The organism is Agromyces sp. NPDC057679, from assembly GCF_042799635.1.
Classification (GTDB): Bacteria; Actinomycetota; Actinomycetes; order Actinomycetales; family Microbacteriaceae; genus Agromyces.
Window position 1 is genome coordinate 1,295,045 of sequence record NZ_JBHVIK010000001.1, and the last position, 13,763, is coordinate 1,308,807.

Annotated in this window: 12 protein-coding genes; 2 read left to right on the forward strand and 10 right to left on the reverse strand. The window is 72.1% G+C overall.

Going from position 1 to position 13,763, the window contains the following annotated elements; all coding sequences use genetic code 11:
• Positions 1 to 12 precede the first annotated feature (12 nt).
• Positions 13 to 573, reverse strand: a complete 561-nt coding sequence (locus ACFVAJ_RS05795) for a DUF402 domain-containing protein (protein ID WP_376942005.1) — start codon at positions 571 to 573, stop codon at positions 13 to 15.
• A gap of 87 nt (positions 574 to 660) precedes the next feature.
• A complete protein-coding gene (locus ACFVAJ_RS05800) occupies positions 661 to 2,343 on the reverse strand; it encodes a DHA2 family efflux MFS transporter permease subunit (protein ID WP_376942007.1) in 1,683 nt (560 codons plus the stop codon).
• 149 nt (positions 2,344 to 2,492) lie between these two features.
• Between ACFVAJ_RS05800 and ACFVAJ_RS05805 the strand changes: the two genes are divergently transcribed.
• The gene (locus ACFVAJ_RS05805) at positions 2,493 to 3,173 is read left to right on the forward strand and encodes a flavin reductase family protein (RefSeq protein ID WP_376942009.1); all 681 of its coding nucleotides are present in this window, start codon (positions 2,493 to 2,495) and stop codon (positions 3,171 to 3,173) included.
• Positions 3,174 to 3,192: 19 nt separating this feature from the next.
• On the opposite strand, the gene ACFVAJ_RS05810 is transcribed toward ACFVAJ_RS05805, so the two are convergent.
• The gene (locus ACFVAJ_RS05810) at positions 3,193 to 5,100 is read right to left on the reverse strand and encodes an NAD(P)-binding protein (RefSeq protein WP_376942011.1); all 1,908 of its coding nucleotides are present in this window, start codon (positions 5,098 to 5,100) and stop codon (positions 3,193 to 3,195) included.
• A 229-nt stretch (positions 5,101 to 5,329) separates the two neighbouring features.
• On the opposite strand from ACFVAJ_RS05810, the gene rlmC reads away from it, so the two are divergent.
• Entirely contained in the window at positions 5,330 to 6,463 is a 1,134-nt protein-coding gene (rlmC, locus tag ACFVAJ_RS05815) for a 23S rRNA (uracil(747)-C(5))-methyltransferase RlmC (protein WP_376942013.1), read from the forward strand.
• Positions 6,464 to 6,480: 17 nt separating this feature from the next.
• Here the strand turns inward: rlmC and ACFVAJ_RS05820 are convergent, their stop codons facing one another.
• The 7 genes from ACFVAJ_RS05820 to ACFVAJ_RS05850 all read right to left on the reverse strand — a co-directional run bounded on the left by ACFVAJ_RS05820 (position 6,481) and on the right by ACFVAJ_RS05850 (position 13,630).
• Positions 6,481 to 7,530, reverse strand: a complete 1,050-nt coding sequence (locus ACFVAJ_RS05820) for an agmatine/peptidylarginine deiminase (protein ID WP_376942015.1) — start codon at positions 7,528 to 7,530, stop codon at positions 6,481 to 6,483.
• A gap of 187 nt (positions 7,531 to 7,717) precedes the next feature.
• Positions 7,718 to 8,326 carry a TetR/AcrR family transcriptional regulator gene (locus tag ACFVAJ_RS05825; RefSeq protein WP_376942017.1) on the reverse strand — a complete coding sequence of 203 codons (609 nt, stop codon included), beginning with the start codon at positions 8,324 to 8,326 and terminating at the stop codon, positions 7,718 to 7,720.
• Positions 8,327 to 8,347: 21 nt separating this feature from the next.
• Entirely contained in the window at positions 8,348 to 9,295 is a 948-nt protein-coding gene (locus ACFVAJ_RS05830; protein WP_376942019.1) for an ATP-binding cassette domain-containing protein, read from the reverse strand.
• A complete protein-coding gene (locus tag ACFVAJ_RS05835; RefSeq protein ID WP_376942021.1) occupies positions 9,292 to 10,299 on the reverse strand; it encodes an ABC transporter ATP-binding protein in 1,008 nt (335 codons plus the stop codon). Before ACFVAJ_RS05835 ends, ACFVAJ_RS05830 begins: the two co-directional genes overlap by 4 nt.
• Positions 10,284 to 11,162 carry an ABC transporter permease gene (locus ACFVAJ_RS05840; RefSeq protein ID WP_376942023.1) on the reverse strand — a complete coding sequence of 293 codons (879 nt, stop codon included), beginning with the start codon at positions 11,160 to 11,162 and terminating at the stop codon, positions 10,284 to 10,286. The genes ACFVAJ_RS05835 and ACFVAJ_RS05840 overlap by 16 nt, the downstream gene beginning before the upstream one ends.
• Entirely contained in the window at positions 11,159 to 12,103 is a 945-nt protein-coding gene (locus ACFVAJ_RS05845) for an ABC transporter permease (protein WP_376942025.1), read from the reverse strand. The genes ACFVAJ_RS05840 and ACFVAJ_RS05845 overlap by 4 nt, the downstream gene beginning before the upstream one ends.
• A 3-nt stretch (positions 12,104 to 12,106) precedes the next feature.
• Positions 12,107 to 13,630 (reverse strand): ABC transporter substrate-binding protein, encoded by a 1,524-nt coding sequence (locus ACFVAJ_RS05850; protein WP_376942027.1) that lies wholly within the window; start codon positions 13,628 to 13,630, stop codon positions 12,107 to 12,109.
• Between the last annotated feature and the right edge of the window lie 133 nt (positions 13,631 to 13,763).

The following is a 13,763-nucleotide window of genomic DNA, read 5'->3' on the forward strand; positions in this document are numbered from 1 at the left end:
GCCTGACCGGGCTCAGCGCAGCAGCTCGCCGAGCCGGGCGAGCCAGTGCTCGGCGGTGGCGCCGTCGAAGGGCGCCTCCCGTCGTCGCACCGCGGCGAGCACGGCGTCGGCGTCGGCCCGCACCCGGGCGACGAGCTCGGCGGGATAGCCGAAGGCCACGGCGTGCTCGGCGAACTCGTGCTCGTCGTCGATGAACGCCGAGGCGCCGTCGCGCTCGACCACGTCGAGATCGAGGTCGACGTACGAGACCGTCGCGCCCGTCGCATCGCTGCGCCACTCGGGCGGCGTGGCGAGGTCGACGTACGTGCCGAGGCCGCGCGGGTGGCTCGCGTTGAACCCGGCGGCCCACCCGCCCGACGGGAAGAGCGACACCGAGACCCAGCTCGCCGTGAAGGCGTTGCCGGGGCGGGCGAACGAGGTGCCGGCCGGGAACCCCACCCAGTCGCCGTGCTCGTCGGCGCCGAGCCAGAGCCCGTCGAACTCCCAGTGCGGGCGGCCGCCCCATTTCGTCGCGCGGACGCGGACGAGGGTGCCGGGGACGGTCGGGTGGCTCGCGGGATCGATGCTCGTCACGCCATCACCGTACGCCCCGCCGACGTGCGGCGCCGACGAGGCTCGGCCCGGCGCGGCGCGGCTCGGCCCGGCCCGGCTCGGCCCGGCTCACTCGCCCGATGCCGCCGCAACCGGCCCGCGCGTGCTCGTCGCCTTGGCGCGCAGGCGCAGTGCGAACACGCCGCCGGCGAGGAGGAAGCCGGATGCCGCGAAGAGCGCCCAGCGCGAGGCATCCGCCATGCTGGCCGAGAGCGCGTCGGCGACGGGCGGGCCGGCCTCGCCGAGCTGACCGTCGGTGCCCTCGGCGCGCAGCGGCGGGATGTTCGCGCCCGCCGACTGCTCGGTCGAGTCGATGATCTGCTGCTCGGCCTCGGCCGAGAGCCCCGACTGCCCGTCGAGCTGCGTCGGCAGGACCTGGGCGAGGCCCGCGGCGAGCACGGCGCCGATGATCGCGGTGCCGAGCGCCGAGCCGACTTGGCGCACCGTGCTCTGCGTCGCCGAGCCCTGCCCCGACTGCTCGGGCGGGATGTCGGCGAGGACGGTGCCCGTGAGCTGCGCCGAGGCGAGGCCGAGGCCGAGGCCGTACACGGCGAGCACGGCGGCGAGCAACCAGCCCGACATCTCGGGGCCGAGCATGAGGGCGGCGACGAGCGTGCCGACGAACTCGATGCCGAGTCCGAGCAGCACCACGTTCGGCGCACCGAACCGCTCGGAGAGGTGGCGGGCCGAAGCGCCGGAGACGAACGCGCCGAGCCCCATCGCGGCGAGCACGAAGCCGGCGGCGAGCGTCGAGAGCCCGAGGGCGTTGACGATGAACAGGGGCAGCACGAAGAGGATGCCGAACTCGCCGACGGCCACGCAGAGCGCGACGAGGTTGCCCCAGGTGAAGGTGGGCACCGAGAAGAGCCGCACGTCGAGGATGGCCGACCGGCCGTTGCGGGCGCGATGCCGCTCCCAGAGCACGAAGAGCACGAGCGAGACCACGCCGATGGCGAGCGCGATCGGCACCGGGGAGACGGGCCAGTCGGCGGGCCAGGTCCAGCCGAACAGCACGAAGGGCTGCTCGGGCGCCCACCAGCCGAGCGAGCCGCCCTCGATGAGGCCGAAGACGAGCGCGCCGAAGCCGATCGCCGAGAGCAGCAGCCCGTCGATGTCGAGGCCGGGGCTCGTCACGTGCGCGCGGGTCTCGTCGACGGTGAAGATCGCGACGACGGCGATCACGATGCCGAACGGGAGGTTCACGAGGAAGATCCACTGCCAGCCGAACGACTCGGTCAGCCAACCGCCGAGCAGCGGGCCGAGCGCAGCCACGCCGGAGATCACCGCACCCCACACGCCGAACGCGACCGCCCGGTCGCGACCGCGGAACGTCGCGTTCACGGTCGACAGGGTGGTCGGCAGGATGAAGGCGCCGCCGACACCCTGCACGAGTCGCGCGAGGATGAGCGAGTCGCCGCTGGAGGAGAGCGCGGCGAGCAGGCTGCCCGCGAGGAAGAGCGCGATGCCGAAGAACATGGCGCGCCGTCGCCCGAGGCGGTCGCCGAGGCGGCCCGCGGTGAGCAGCAGGGCGGCGAAGACCACCGAGTAGATGCCGTTGACCCACTGCGCCTCGCTGAAGTCGAGCTGCAGCTCGGTGATGAGCGTCGGCAGCGCGACGCCGACGATGGTGCCGTCGAGCACGATCATCGACAGGGCCGCGGCGAGGACGCCGAGACCGACCCACCGCCGTGCCCCCGCCCGACCCGGAGTTCCTCCGGTGGCCACCACTGCGTCGTTCCCCTGTTCGCCCACGCGCCAACGATACGAGCACGCGCCGCCCGGGTCATCCATCGAACGACGGAAGGCGTGTCGCGAAGGCGGCCGACGCCGTGTCCGGAACCCGCCGGACGCCCGTGCGCCGCGCCGCGAGGCTGGGACCACCAGACAGGAAGGCGGCCGACGTGGGAACCCTGACCCCGATCGACGCGCACGCGCGCAGCACCCGGCACTCGACGATCTCGCCGGCGATCCTCTACTTCGGCAGCCAGGTGTCGCTGCTGTCGACCGTCGACGACGAGGGGCACCCGAACCTCGCGCCGAACTCCTCGGTGTGGTGGCTCGGGCAGACCGCCATGCTCGGCGTCGCCGCGCGCAGCCAGACCGGCCGGAACCTCGTCGCGAACGGCGAGGCGGTGATCAACCTGCCCTCGGTCGACCATGTCGACGCCGTCGACCGGCTCGCCCTCACGACCGGGCGCAACCCGGTGCCCGAGCGCAAGGCGGGGGCCGGCTACCGGCACGTGCGCGACAAGTTCGCCGCGGCGGGGCTGCGGCCGCTCGCGTCCGAGACGGTCGCCCCGCCGCGGGTGGCCGAGTTCCCGGTGCACCTCGAGGGGCGCGTGGTCGCGATCCACCCGATGGGCGGCGCCGGGTCACCGGCCGAGGCGAGCCTGCTCGCGGTCGAGCTCGGCATCACGCGGGTGCACGTGGTCGAGTCGGTGCGCATGGCCGGGCATGCCCACCGCATCGACCCCGTGCGCTGGCGTCCGCTCATGATGAGCTTCCAGCGCTTCTTCGGCCTCGGCGGCGAGGCGCGGCCGTCGCGCCTCGCGAGCATCGACGAGGAGTGGTACCGCGGCTGAGGCGGATCGCGCGACGGCGTCAGTTCAGTTCGGCCACCGCCCGACTCGCCTCGTCGACCGCGGCGTGCGTATAGCCGAACGCCTGCGCGTCGGAGTTCGCGATCGTGATGTTCCCGTGCCGCCGCCGAGCCGACTGGAATGGCTGCTGCTCGAGCGGTCCGAAGATCGACGGGTCGGCGATGGAGTTGTACTCGTAGGCGTAGCCGTGCGACCACCGGTTGACGGTGATCGCGGCGATATCCCGTTTGGCGTCGAATCCTGCCCCGCCGAGCGAGCGCTGCATGAGGTCGCGGATGTCCCGTTCGAAGTCGGCGAAGGTCACCTGAAGCAGCTCGCGGCGCCCGGCCTTGTGCTGCTCGCGGGTGATGCGCTCCCCGGGAAGGTTCGGCGTCTTCGACAACGTGACGACGATCGGCTCCTTCGGGTCGCGCGCCGATCGATACCCGCCCTGATCGGTCGGGGTGGCGAGGCCGAGGCTGTCCCAGAAGTGGTTGTACGGGGTGACCCGCGAGACGCCGGCGTCCGCGAACGCCGTCCAATTCTTCACCGCGACCCGCGCGTAGACCAGCGGCACCTTCACGCCGTAGCGCATGGCCTCGACCTGGTCGCCCGGCAGCCCGTCGACGACGTACGACGACACCGCGTTCCAGCAGGCCATGACGACGTGCTTCGCCTCGACCCGGTACGCCTTGCCGCCGTTGACGTAGTCGACATCGATCGGCCCGCTCGTGCCCGAGCGGTGGCGCACCGCGGTCGCCATGCTGTTCAGACGGATCCGCACCGACGACTTCGGGTGGTCGAGCAGCGCGTAGTTGGCCGATGCGGCGATGATGCTCTCCTGCGTCTGCACCCCGCCGAAGGCCTGCGGGATCAGTCGGGAGACGAGCAGACGCGAGACCGTCGCTCCACCGTCGGGGAAGTAGTAGAGCTCCTCGTCGGTCGTCGTGAGCGTCATCGCGGGCGTACGGCCGATGCCCGGGTACGGCTCGGGGCTCAGCCCCAGACCGCCGAACCCCGGGTAGCCGACGCCCCAGCAGTCGCCCGCGGGCACGGCCTCGATGCCGGCGCCCCAGAGCCCGTGCGGCCGCTTCTGGTAGTAGACGAGCGCCTCGTCGCCCACGCCGACGAGGTTCTGCAGGTACTCGCGGTACGTCATGCGAGCGAGCGCCTGCTTCTTCTCGGCGTCGCTCATGCCGGGCAGCACGTCGTCGCTGAACGTCTCGATCCGCATGATGTCGTCGCGAGCCTGCTGCGAGAGCGGCAGACGCGACACGAGCGAGGCGGTCGACTCCCCCGGCGCCCGGCGCAGGAAGGTGTCGGCGCCGAACGACTCCTCGGGGAAGAAGTACCCGTTCGTGAGTCCCATCGAGCTGTAGAGCCCCGTGTCGACGCCCTCGGCAAGCTCGGCGAAGTCGATGCCGAGGTCGTCCATGAGTTCGAGCGAGGGGGCGTTCCACGTATCGGGGCTGTCGAGGTTGACCATGCCGCCGTTGCTGAGGAGGGTGCGACCGCGCACCGAGAACTCGTTGCGGTGCTGGTGCCCGCCGAAGTCGGCGAGCGCTTCGACCACCAGGATCTTCGCGTCGGCACCGAAGCGCTTGCGGTAGAAGTGCGCCGCGGCGAGGCCGCTCACGCCGCCGCCGACGACCACCAGGTCGTACACCTCGCGCAGACGCTTGGGCGCTCCGAAGTCGGCGCCCCCGAAGGTCGCGCCGTGACCGGTCGAACGCGCGGCATCGGTCTGGCCGACGAGCCCCGTCTGCCTCGGACGGCTCGCGACCGCGTGCCCGCCCGCCTGCGCGTGCGCTGCTCCGCCCGGCACCGCGGTGAGCGCCGCGGCCCCGGCCGCGACGGCCATGCCGTTGAGCAGATCGCGTCGGCTGATGCCCGCCGACATCCCCAGTTCGTCGTCCCCGTGCTTCGCCATCTCGACTCCTTCGTCTCGTGTGCCCGTCCGTGCCCGCAGGCTAGCCACGCGACGATCGCACGGTCAACGATTTCGTTGCACAATCTGCGAAATCGGCTGATTTCAGCAGAGTTCCCTGCGAGATGCGACGGAATCCGAAGCGTCAACGCGCGCGCTGCTCGGTCCCCTCGCCCACTGGCGGACCCGCGCTCGCGACCGGGACGACGCGCCTGACGCCTACGCTGGAACCGTGGACTGTTCGTACTTCGACGCCGGGCGCTGCACCTCGTGCGCCCTCATGGGTCGGCCGTACGCGCAGCAGCTCGCCGACAAGCAGGCGCACGCCGAAGAACTGCTCGCCCCGTTCGACGTTCCCGTCTGGGAGGCGCCGGTCGCGAGTCGCGAGGACGGCTACCGCAACAAGGCGAAGATGGTCGTCGGCGGCACCGTGGATGCCCCGACGATCGGCATTCTCGACGCCGACGGGCACGGCGTCGACCTCGAGGCGTGCGGCATCTGCTCGCCCGGTCATCGGGCCGCGTTCCCGGTGCTCGCCCGCTTCATCACGCTCGCACGGCTCACCCCCTACGACGTCCGCTCGCGCACGGGCGAGCTGAAGCACCTCATCGTCACCGAGTCGCCCGACGGCGAGCTCATGATCCGCTTCGTGCTGCGCTCGACCGAGCCGGTGCCCCGCCTCCGCAAGCACTTGCCGACGCTCCTCGCCGAGCTGCCGCACGCGCGCGTCGTCACGGCGAACGTGCTGCCCGAGCACAAGGCGGTGCTCGAGGGCGAGCAGGAGATCGTGCTCACCGAGGCGCAGACCCTCGCGATGCGGCTCAACGACGTGACGATGCACCTGCGCCCGCAGAGCTTCTTCCAGACGAACACCGAGATCGCGGCGGCGCTCTACGCCGACGCCCGCGACTGGATCCGCGACCTCGCACCCGACACCGCCTGGGACCTCTACTCGGGCGTCGGCGGCTTCGCCCTGCACCTCGCCGGCACCGACGGCGCCGGCCCCGAGGTCACGGGCATCGAGACGAGCGTCGAGGCGGTCGCGAGTGCCGAGCTCAGCCGAACGGATGCCGCGCTCTCGCGCCTGCGCTTCGCCTCGGGCGATGCCACGGCCTTCGCCCTCGGCGCCGAGGCGAGCCCCGACCTCGTGATCGTGAACCCGCCCCGGCGCGGCATCGGCGCCGAGCTCGGCGCCTGGCTCGAGGCATCCGCCGTCTCGCACGTGCTCTATTCGAGCTGCAACGCGGCCTCGCTCGCGAAGGACCTCGCGGCGATGCCGTCGCTGCGCCCGGTGAAGGCGCGCGTCTTCGACATGTTCCCGCAGACGACGCACTTCGAGGTGATGGTGCTGCTCGAGCGGCGCTGAGCCCGCGTCGAGCGCGGCTACGCTCCGGCCGGCACCTGCTGGGTGATGCAGTGCGGTCCGCCGCCGCCGAAGGCGATGGTCGACCCCGGAACGCCGACGATCTCGCGGTCGGGGTGCACCCGCGCGAGGAACTCGAGCACCCCCGCGTCGCGCTCGTCGCCCCCGACCGGCACGATGACGGCGCCGTTCGCGAGGTAGTGGTTCGCGTACGACACCTCCGAATCGGGGTCGGGGTCGAGCAGGTCGATCTCGAGCGTGCGGCCGGCGGCATCGGGCGAGGCCTGCAGGCGCGCGAGGTTCTCGCGGGCGCGGGCGTACTCGCTCGAGCGCGGGTCGGAGGGCACCTCGAGCAGCACCCGGCCCGGGGCGACGTACTGGGCGACGCCGTCGACGTGGCCGTCGGTGCCGGCCGGGCCGACGTCGAGGCTGTGCCCGAAGGGCAGCCAGGTCACGGCGGTGACGCCGAGGTAGTCCTTGAGGCCCTGCTCGATCTCGGCCTTCGAGAGGTGCGGGTTGCGGTTCGGGTTGAGCAGGCACTGCTCGGTGGTGATGAGCGACCCCTCGCCGTCGACGAAGAAGGCGCCGCCCTCGAGCACGAACGGGGCCCGGAAGAGCGGCACGCCGAAGTGCTCGGCGAGCCGGTCGGGGATGAGCTGGTCGCTGTCGTGCGGGTGCCAGCGGCCGCCCCAGGCGTTGAAGCCGAACTTCACCGCGGCGAGCTCGCCGGCGGCGTTCGTGACGAACGCGGGGCCGCTGTCGCGCGCCCACGAGTCGTCGACGGGCACCTCGAGCGCTTCGACGCCCGAACCGCAGAGGCTGCGCACCTCGGCACCCTGGCCGGGGTTGCAGAGCATGACGACAGGCTCGAACGCGGCGATCGCCCTGCCCACCGCGGCGTAGTCGCGCTTGGCCTCCTCGAAGCGGTCCTTCCAGAGCTCGCGACGCGCGGGCCAGATCATGATGCAGGCCGAGTGGGGTGCCCATTCGGCGGGCATCGAGTAGCCGGCCTCGGCCGGGGTCGGCGTCGAGATGCCGGCCTCGGCCGGGATGGGAGTCGTCTGAGTCACGGCGGACCTCCAGGGATTGCGCGTCGGTGCGAAAGCGATGTCCCGACTATTTTGGATGAGAACCAAAATTCTCGCAAGTGCGCCCCGACACGCGAAACGGGATGCCTCGCCGCGGCCCGAGGGCACGGCGGGACATCCCGTCTCGAAGTGCCGCCCCACGGGGCGGCGGTGCGTCTCAGCGCACCCGTCAGCGTCGCGCGGGCTCGCCCAGGAACACCGCGCAGGTCTGTATGCAGAGCGCGAGCAGCCGATCGTGGTCGACGCCCGCCGCCCCGACCGTGAGCTGGATCGACAGGCCGTCGATCGTCGCGGAGAGGATCTGCGAGACCTCGTCGAGATCCTCGAAGGCGAACACCCCGCGCTCGCGCCCGTACTCGAGCACGTCTCGGAGGATCCGACGCCATCCCTCGTCGAGTTCGTTGTGCACCTCGGAGACGAGGTCGTCGGTGGCCGCGTCGGACCAGACCTGGAACCACAGGATCCAGCCGGGATCGCCGCGCCCATTCGACGCCGAGAGCTCGATCAGCCGCTCGAGCCGGGCCCACGGGTCGTCGATCTCGCCGAGCTCGGCCCCGGCCTGCGCGACGAGCGACTCCTCGCTCTGGCGGATCGCGAGCATCAGGAGCTCGGTCTTCGAGGGGAAGTAGTAGGTGATGTGCCCGGGGCGCATGCCCGCGCGCTCGGCGATGTCGGAGACGCGCACGTTCGCGAGGCCGAGCTCGGCGATCGCCTTGGCCGCAGCCTCGACGACGAGCTCTTCGCGCGCCTTGCCCTTCGCGCGCCGGTCCGTCACCACGTCACACCGCCGTCCCCTCGCTCATCGCGACACCATCCTAGCCAGCGGCTCCGGCGCAGCTCTCCCGGCGCGATCGGTCTCGCCGGCAACCGCGAGACCGTCCGCCGGAGGAACCGCGAGCCGGCCGGCCGGCGGCGCCTCGAGTCCGCGGGCCGGCGGGGTCGACGCGGCCCACGACGCCCCCATGCGCGGCGCCGCCGCCAGCAGGGTCGCCGTGTACGGGTGGTGCGGATCCCGGAAGAGCTCCTCGGTCGGGCGGTCCTCCACGATCCGGCCCGCCGTCATCACGACGACCCGCTCGGTGAGGTGCCGCACCACCGCGAGGTCGTGCGAGATGAAGAGCAGGGTCAGGCCGAGCTCGGCCCGCAGCCCCTCGAGCAGGTTCAGAATCGCGGCCTGCACCGAGACATCCAGCGCCGCGACCGACTCGTCGGCGATGAGCACCTCGGGCTCGAGGGCGAGCGCACGGGCGATGCCCACCCGCTGACGCTGCCCGCCCGAGAGCCGACGGGGGTATGCGCCGAGCAGCGACACCGGCAGCTCGACGAGTTCGAGCAGCTCGGCGGCGCGCTGCGGCACCTCCCGTGCCGGCACCATCCGATGCACCTTCAGCAGTTCGCCGAGCGCCTGCCCGATGGTCATCGACGGGTTGAGCGAGGCGCTCGGGTCCTGGAAGACCATCTGGATGCGCCGGGTCGCGGCCTTGGTGCGGTGTCGCGCCAGCGGCTCGCCGTCGAGCACGATCGAGCCCTCGTCGAGTTCGACGAGGCCGACGATGGCGCGTGCGAGCGTCGACTTGCCGCACCCCGACTCACCCACGATGCCCACCGCCGAGCCGCGCTCGACCACGAGGTCGACGCCGTCGAGGGCGTGCATCACCGGCACGGGGCGCCCGCGCAGCCGCGCCGCGAACGCCGAGCCCGTCCGGTAGCTGACCCGCAGTCCGCGGGCCTCGAGATACGCGCTCATACGCCGACCTCCATCAGCATCTCGGGGTGGATGCACGCCGTCGCGCGCTTCGCGTCGCCGACGAGCTCGTGCGGCGCACGGCGGCAGTCGTCCTGCGCGAACGCGCAGCGGGGGGCGAAGCGGCACCCCTCGGGGAACCGCCGCGGGTCGGGCGGCGAGCCCGGAATCGTCGCGAGTGCCCCGTCGCCGCCGGCGAACGACGGCGCCGACGCCAGCAGGGCGGCCGTGTACGGATGCCTCGGCGAGCGCAGCACCTCCCCGACGGGGCCGATCTCGACGATGCGGCCGGCGTACATCACGGCCACCCGGTCGCACACCTCGGCGACGACCGCGAGGTCGTGCGAGACGAAGACCATGGCGAGCCCGCGCTCGGTGCGGAGGCGCCGGAGCAGTTCGAGGATCTGCGCCTGGACCGTCACGTCGAGCGCGGTCGTCGGCTCGTCGCAGAGCAGCAGCTCGGGCTCGGTGGCGAGCGCCGCGGCGATCATGACGCGCTGGCGCAGCCCGCCCGAGAGCTCGTGCGGCCACATCCTCGCGCGCCGCTCGGGCTCGGGGATGCCGACGCTCGCCATGAGCTCGATCACCCGTGCCCGCACCTCGCGTCGCGGCATCCGCCGCCGTGCCCCGACCGCCTCGCCGATGAGCTCGCCGACCCGCATCGTCGGGTTCAGCGCCGTCATCGGCTCCTGGAAGATCATCGCGACGCCGTGCCCGCGCACGCGCTCGACGTCGACGGTCGGGCGCTCGCCACGGCCGCCGCCGCGGTCGGCATCGAAAGCGAAGCGGATGTCTCCACCCGCCGTGCCGCCGGGCGGCAGCAGGCCGAGCACGGCCTTCAGCGTGAGGCTCTTGCCCGACCCCGACTCGCCGACGATCCCGAGCGATTCGCCGGGCGCCACCTCGAACGAGACCCCGTCGACCGGATGCATCGTGCCGCCGCCGAGCGCGAGATCGACCCGCAGCTCGCCGACGCTGAGCACGGGGCGGCTCACTTCCTCGTCCATTCTTCGATTCCCTCTCCGATGAGGCTGAGTCCGAGGCCGAAGCCCACGACGACGAGACCGGGCACGGTCGAGAGCCACCACTGCTCGCGGATGTACGGCTGGCCGGCGGCGATCATGGCGCCCCACTCGGGCGTCGGCGCCTGGATGCCGAGGCCGAGGAAGGAGAGCGCCGCGAGGCCGAGCGTCGCGCCGACGATGTCGCTCGGCAGGTAGACGAGGGTCTGCCCCACCGAGTTCGGGAAGACGTGGCGCCAGAGCACCCGGCGCGGCGACAGGCCGGAGGCCCGAGCCGCCGAGACGTACTCGAGTCCGCGGGTGCGCAGCACCTCGGTGCGGATGAGTCGCGCATAGGCCACCCACGCGATGAGCGTGAATGCGACGAGGATCGACGTGACGCCCGGCCCGAGCACGAAGACGAGCGCGATGATCAGGATGTACGTCGGGAACGCCTGCACGACGTCGGAGACGCGCATGATGACGCCGTCGACCCACCCGCCGCGGAACCCGGCGATCGCGCCGAGCGCCGTGCCGAGGATCGCGGGCAGCGCCGCGCCGAGGAATCCGACGAGCAGGTCGATGCGCGAGGCGAACACGAGCCGCGACACGACGTCGCGACCGAGCTCGTCGGTGCCGAGCCAGTGCTCGGGGCTCGGGTCGGCGAGCGCGTTCACGATGTCCTGCTCGAGCGGGTCGTACGGCGCGACGAGCGGCGCGAACACCGCCACGAGCACGTAGACGGCGACGATGCCGGTGCCGACCCACACGCGGCGCGGCAGCCGCACCCGCTCGGCGCCGATCACCGAGTGGGCGGGCATGACGTCCGCCGCGGCGGCGGTGACGGTGGTGACGGTCCCGGGGCTCATGACTCGACCTCCAGTCGCGGGTCGGCGATCGACGTGATGATGTCGGCGATGAGGAAGACGAGCACGACCGCCACCGCGAACAGCAGCGTGTAGCCCTGGATCGAGGGGATGTCGCGCTGGCGGGCCGCCAGCACGATGCCCTGGCCGATGCCCGGCAGTGCGAAGGTCGTCTCGATCACGACGGCCCCGAACAGCAGGTAGCCGAGGTTCAGCGCGAGGATCGAGACCGTCGGCGGGGCCGCGTTGCGCAACACGAACCGCGACATGATGCGCGAGCGGCCGATGCCGAGCGACCGGGCGGTCGTGACGTGCTCGGCGCCGAGCACCGTGATCATGCTCGCCCGCAGGCTCCGCACCTGCAACGGGGCGATCGAGAGCGCCAGGGTGAGCGCCGGCAGCGCGATCGACCGCAGGTGCTCGGCGGGGGTCTCGCCGAAGCCGCCGACGGGGAACCACCCGGTCGGCAGCGCGACGGTGAGGATGAGGATGATGCCCACCCAGAACGACGGCATCGCGAGTGCAACGAGTCCGAAGGCCCGGGTGGCGTGGTCGAACGGCCGGTCGGGCCCGCGCGCCGAGACGATCGCGAGCGGAACCGAGATGACGAGCGACAGGAGGGTGCCGAAGCCGAGCAGCCACACCGTCACGGGGAGTCGCTCGCCGATGAGGCTCGCCACCGGCTCGTTCGACTTGAACGAGTAGCCGAGGTTGCCCGTGAGCACCTCGCCGACGTAGCGGAAGTACTGCACGATCGCGGGGTCGTCGAGGCCGAGCTGGGCGCGCACGACCGCCAGCTCGGCGTCGGAGGCGCGAAGGCCCACGATGAGCCGGGCGGGGTCGCCCGGCGTCACCTTGAGGATGAGGAAGACGAGCAGCACGATCGCGAAGAGGAGCGGTATCGCGAAGACCAATCGCTTCGCGATGAAGAGGTAGCGGCCCATGAGCTACTCGCCGACCTCGATCGTGTCCCAGTAGTACATGCCCCACGGCGCCGCGCTGAAGCCCGAGACGCGGTCGGAGACCCCGTGCAGCACCTGGAACTCGGCGAGGCTGATGGCCTGCGCGCTCTCGATGGCGTCGTTCTGCACCGCCTCGACGATGGCCTGCTTCTCCTCGGGCGACTCGGTCGCGGTGTACGCGAAGAACTGCTGCTCGACGGTCTCGCCCTCGAATCCGGTGAAGAGCCACGAGGTGCCGTGGATCCAGCCGAGGGGGTCGATCACGTCGGGCGAGACGGCCCCGTACGACCAGAGCACCATGTCGGCGTCGAGCCCGTACGCCCGGCTGAGGAACGCGCCGGTCTCGAGCGCGGTGAGGGTGACCTCGATGTCGAGTTCGGCGAGGTTCGACGCGACGACCTGCGCGACGAGGTGATCGGTGGGGTTGCCGGCGTCGTAGATGAGCTCGAGCGGGCCGGGCTGCGGCGTCGCGGAGTCGGCGAGCAGCTCGCGCGCCTCGTCGAGATCGAGCGAGAACGGCGCGGCGCTCGGCGCCGCCCAGTTCGCGAGGTTCGGCGGGATGATTCCGCGAGGCGCCGAGCCGTAGCCGCGGAACGCACCCTCGACGATCGCGTCGTAGTCGATCGCGTGGGCGAGGGCACGACGGAGCTGCGGGTCGTCGAGGGGCGCTCGGGTCGTGTTGAAGCTCAGGTGCTCGACCTGCCCCACCGGCAGGTCGACGAGTCCGTCGCCGTACTGCTTGGCGTCGATCGCCGAGACGTACTCGGCGATGTCGACCTGGCCGGCCTGGAACTGGGCGCCGCGCTCGGTCGCGTCGGCGACGACCTCGATGACGACCCGGTCGAGGTGCGGTCGGCCCTCGAGGTAGTAGTGGGGGTTCTTCTCGAGGGTGATCCGGCCACCGGGCGTCCAGTCGGCGACCACGAACGCGCCGGCGCCGACGGGCTTCGCGAAGTACTCCTCCTTCGAGAGCCCGCCGAAGCCCTCGGGGAAGATCGCCGACGACGACCAGGTCATCAGCACCGGCAGGGTCGAGTCGGGGGCGGCGAGCGAGAAGACCGCGGTGCGCTCGTCGGGGGTGGTCACGCCCGTGAGGTTCGCGTAGAGGGCGCCGTAGTTCGGGCCCTCGGCCCAGACGCCGGCCGAGAAGGCGACGTCGGCCGAGGTGAGCGGGCTGCCGTCGCTGAAGAGGGTGCCATCGCGCAGCACGAAGGTCCAGGTCAGGGCGTCGGCGTCGTACGTCCACGACTCGGCGAGGCCCTCCTCGACGCCGGAGCCGTCGGGGGCGACGCGGAGCAGCGGTTCGAGCACGCCCTGCAGGGTCTGGTAGGTCGAGTACGCCGCCGCCTTGTCGGGGTCCCAGCCGTCGAACGACTCGGCGCGGGCGACGTGGAGCGTGCCCGCGTCGGCCGGATCGGCGGCGCCGCCGCCAGGGCTGCAGGCGGCGAGTGCGGCGACCGCGAATGCGCCGGCGAGTGCGGCGAGCGCCTTCGTCATGGAGGGGGCCATGAGGACTCCTGTCCCCGATGACGGCGTCGTCATCGGTCGAAATTGGATGATATCCAAACATCATCGACGTCCGCCGCCCGGTTGTCAAACACCGGCGAACGACCGTCCTCGGCGGGGCCGCGCGGACACGCCG

What these genes read in the sequence shown, in the direction of transcription:
- ACFVAJ_RS05810 (WP_376942011.1), bottom strand. Translation starts at nt 5,100, where the DNA reads ATGGCGAAGCACGGGGACGACGAACTGGGGATGTCGGCGGGCATCAGC.
- ACFVAJ_RS05830 (WP_376942019.1), bottom strand. Translation starts at nt 9,295, where the DNA reads ATGAGCGCGTATCTCGAGGCCCGCGGACTGCGGGTCAGCTACCGGACG.
- ACFVAJ_RS05835 (WP_376942021.1), bottom strand. Translation starts at nt 10,299, where the DNA reads ATGGACGAGGAAGTGAGCCGCCCCGTGCTCAGCGTCGGCGAGCTGCGG.
- ACFVAJ_RS05840 (WP_376942023.1), bottom strand. Translation starts at nt 11,162, where the DNA reads ATGAGCCCCGGGACCGTCACCACCGTCACCGCCGCCGCGGCGGACGTC.
- ACFVAJ_RS05845 (WP_376942025.1), bottom strand. Translation starts at nt 12,103, where the DNA reads ATGGGCCGCTACCTCTTCATCGCGAAGCGATTGGTCTTCGCGATACCG.
- ACFVAJ_RS05850 (WP_376942027.1), bottom strand. Translation starts at nt 13,630, where the DNA reads ATGGCCCCCTCCATGACGAAGGCGCTCGCCGCACTCGCCGGCGCATTC.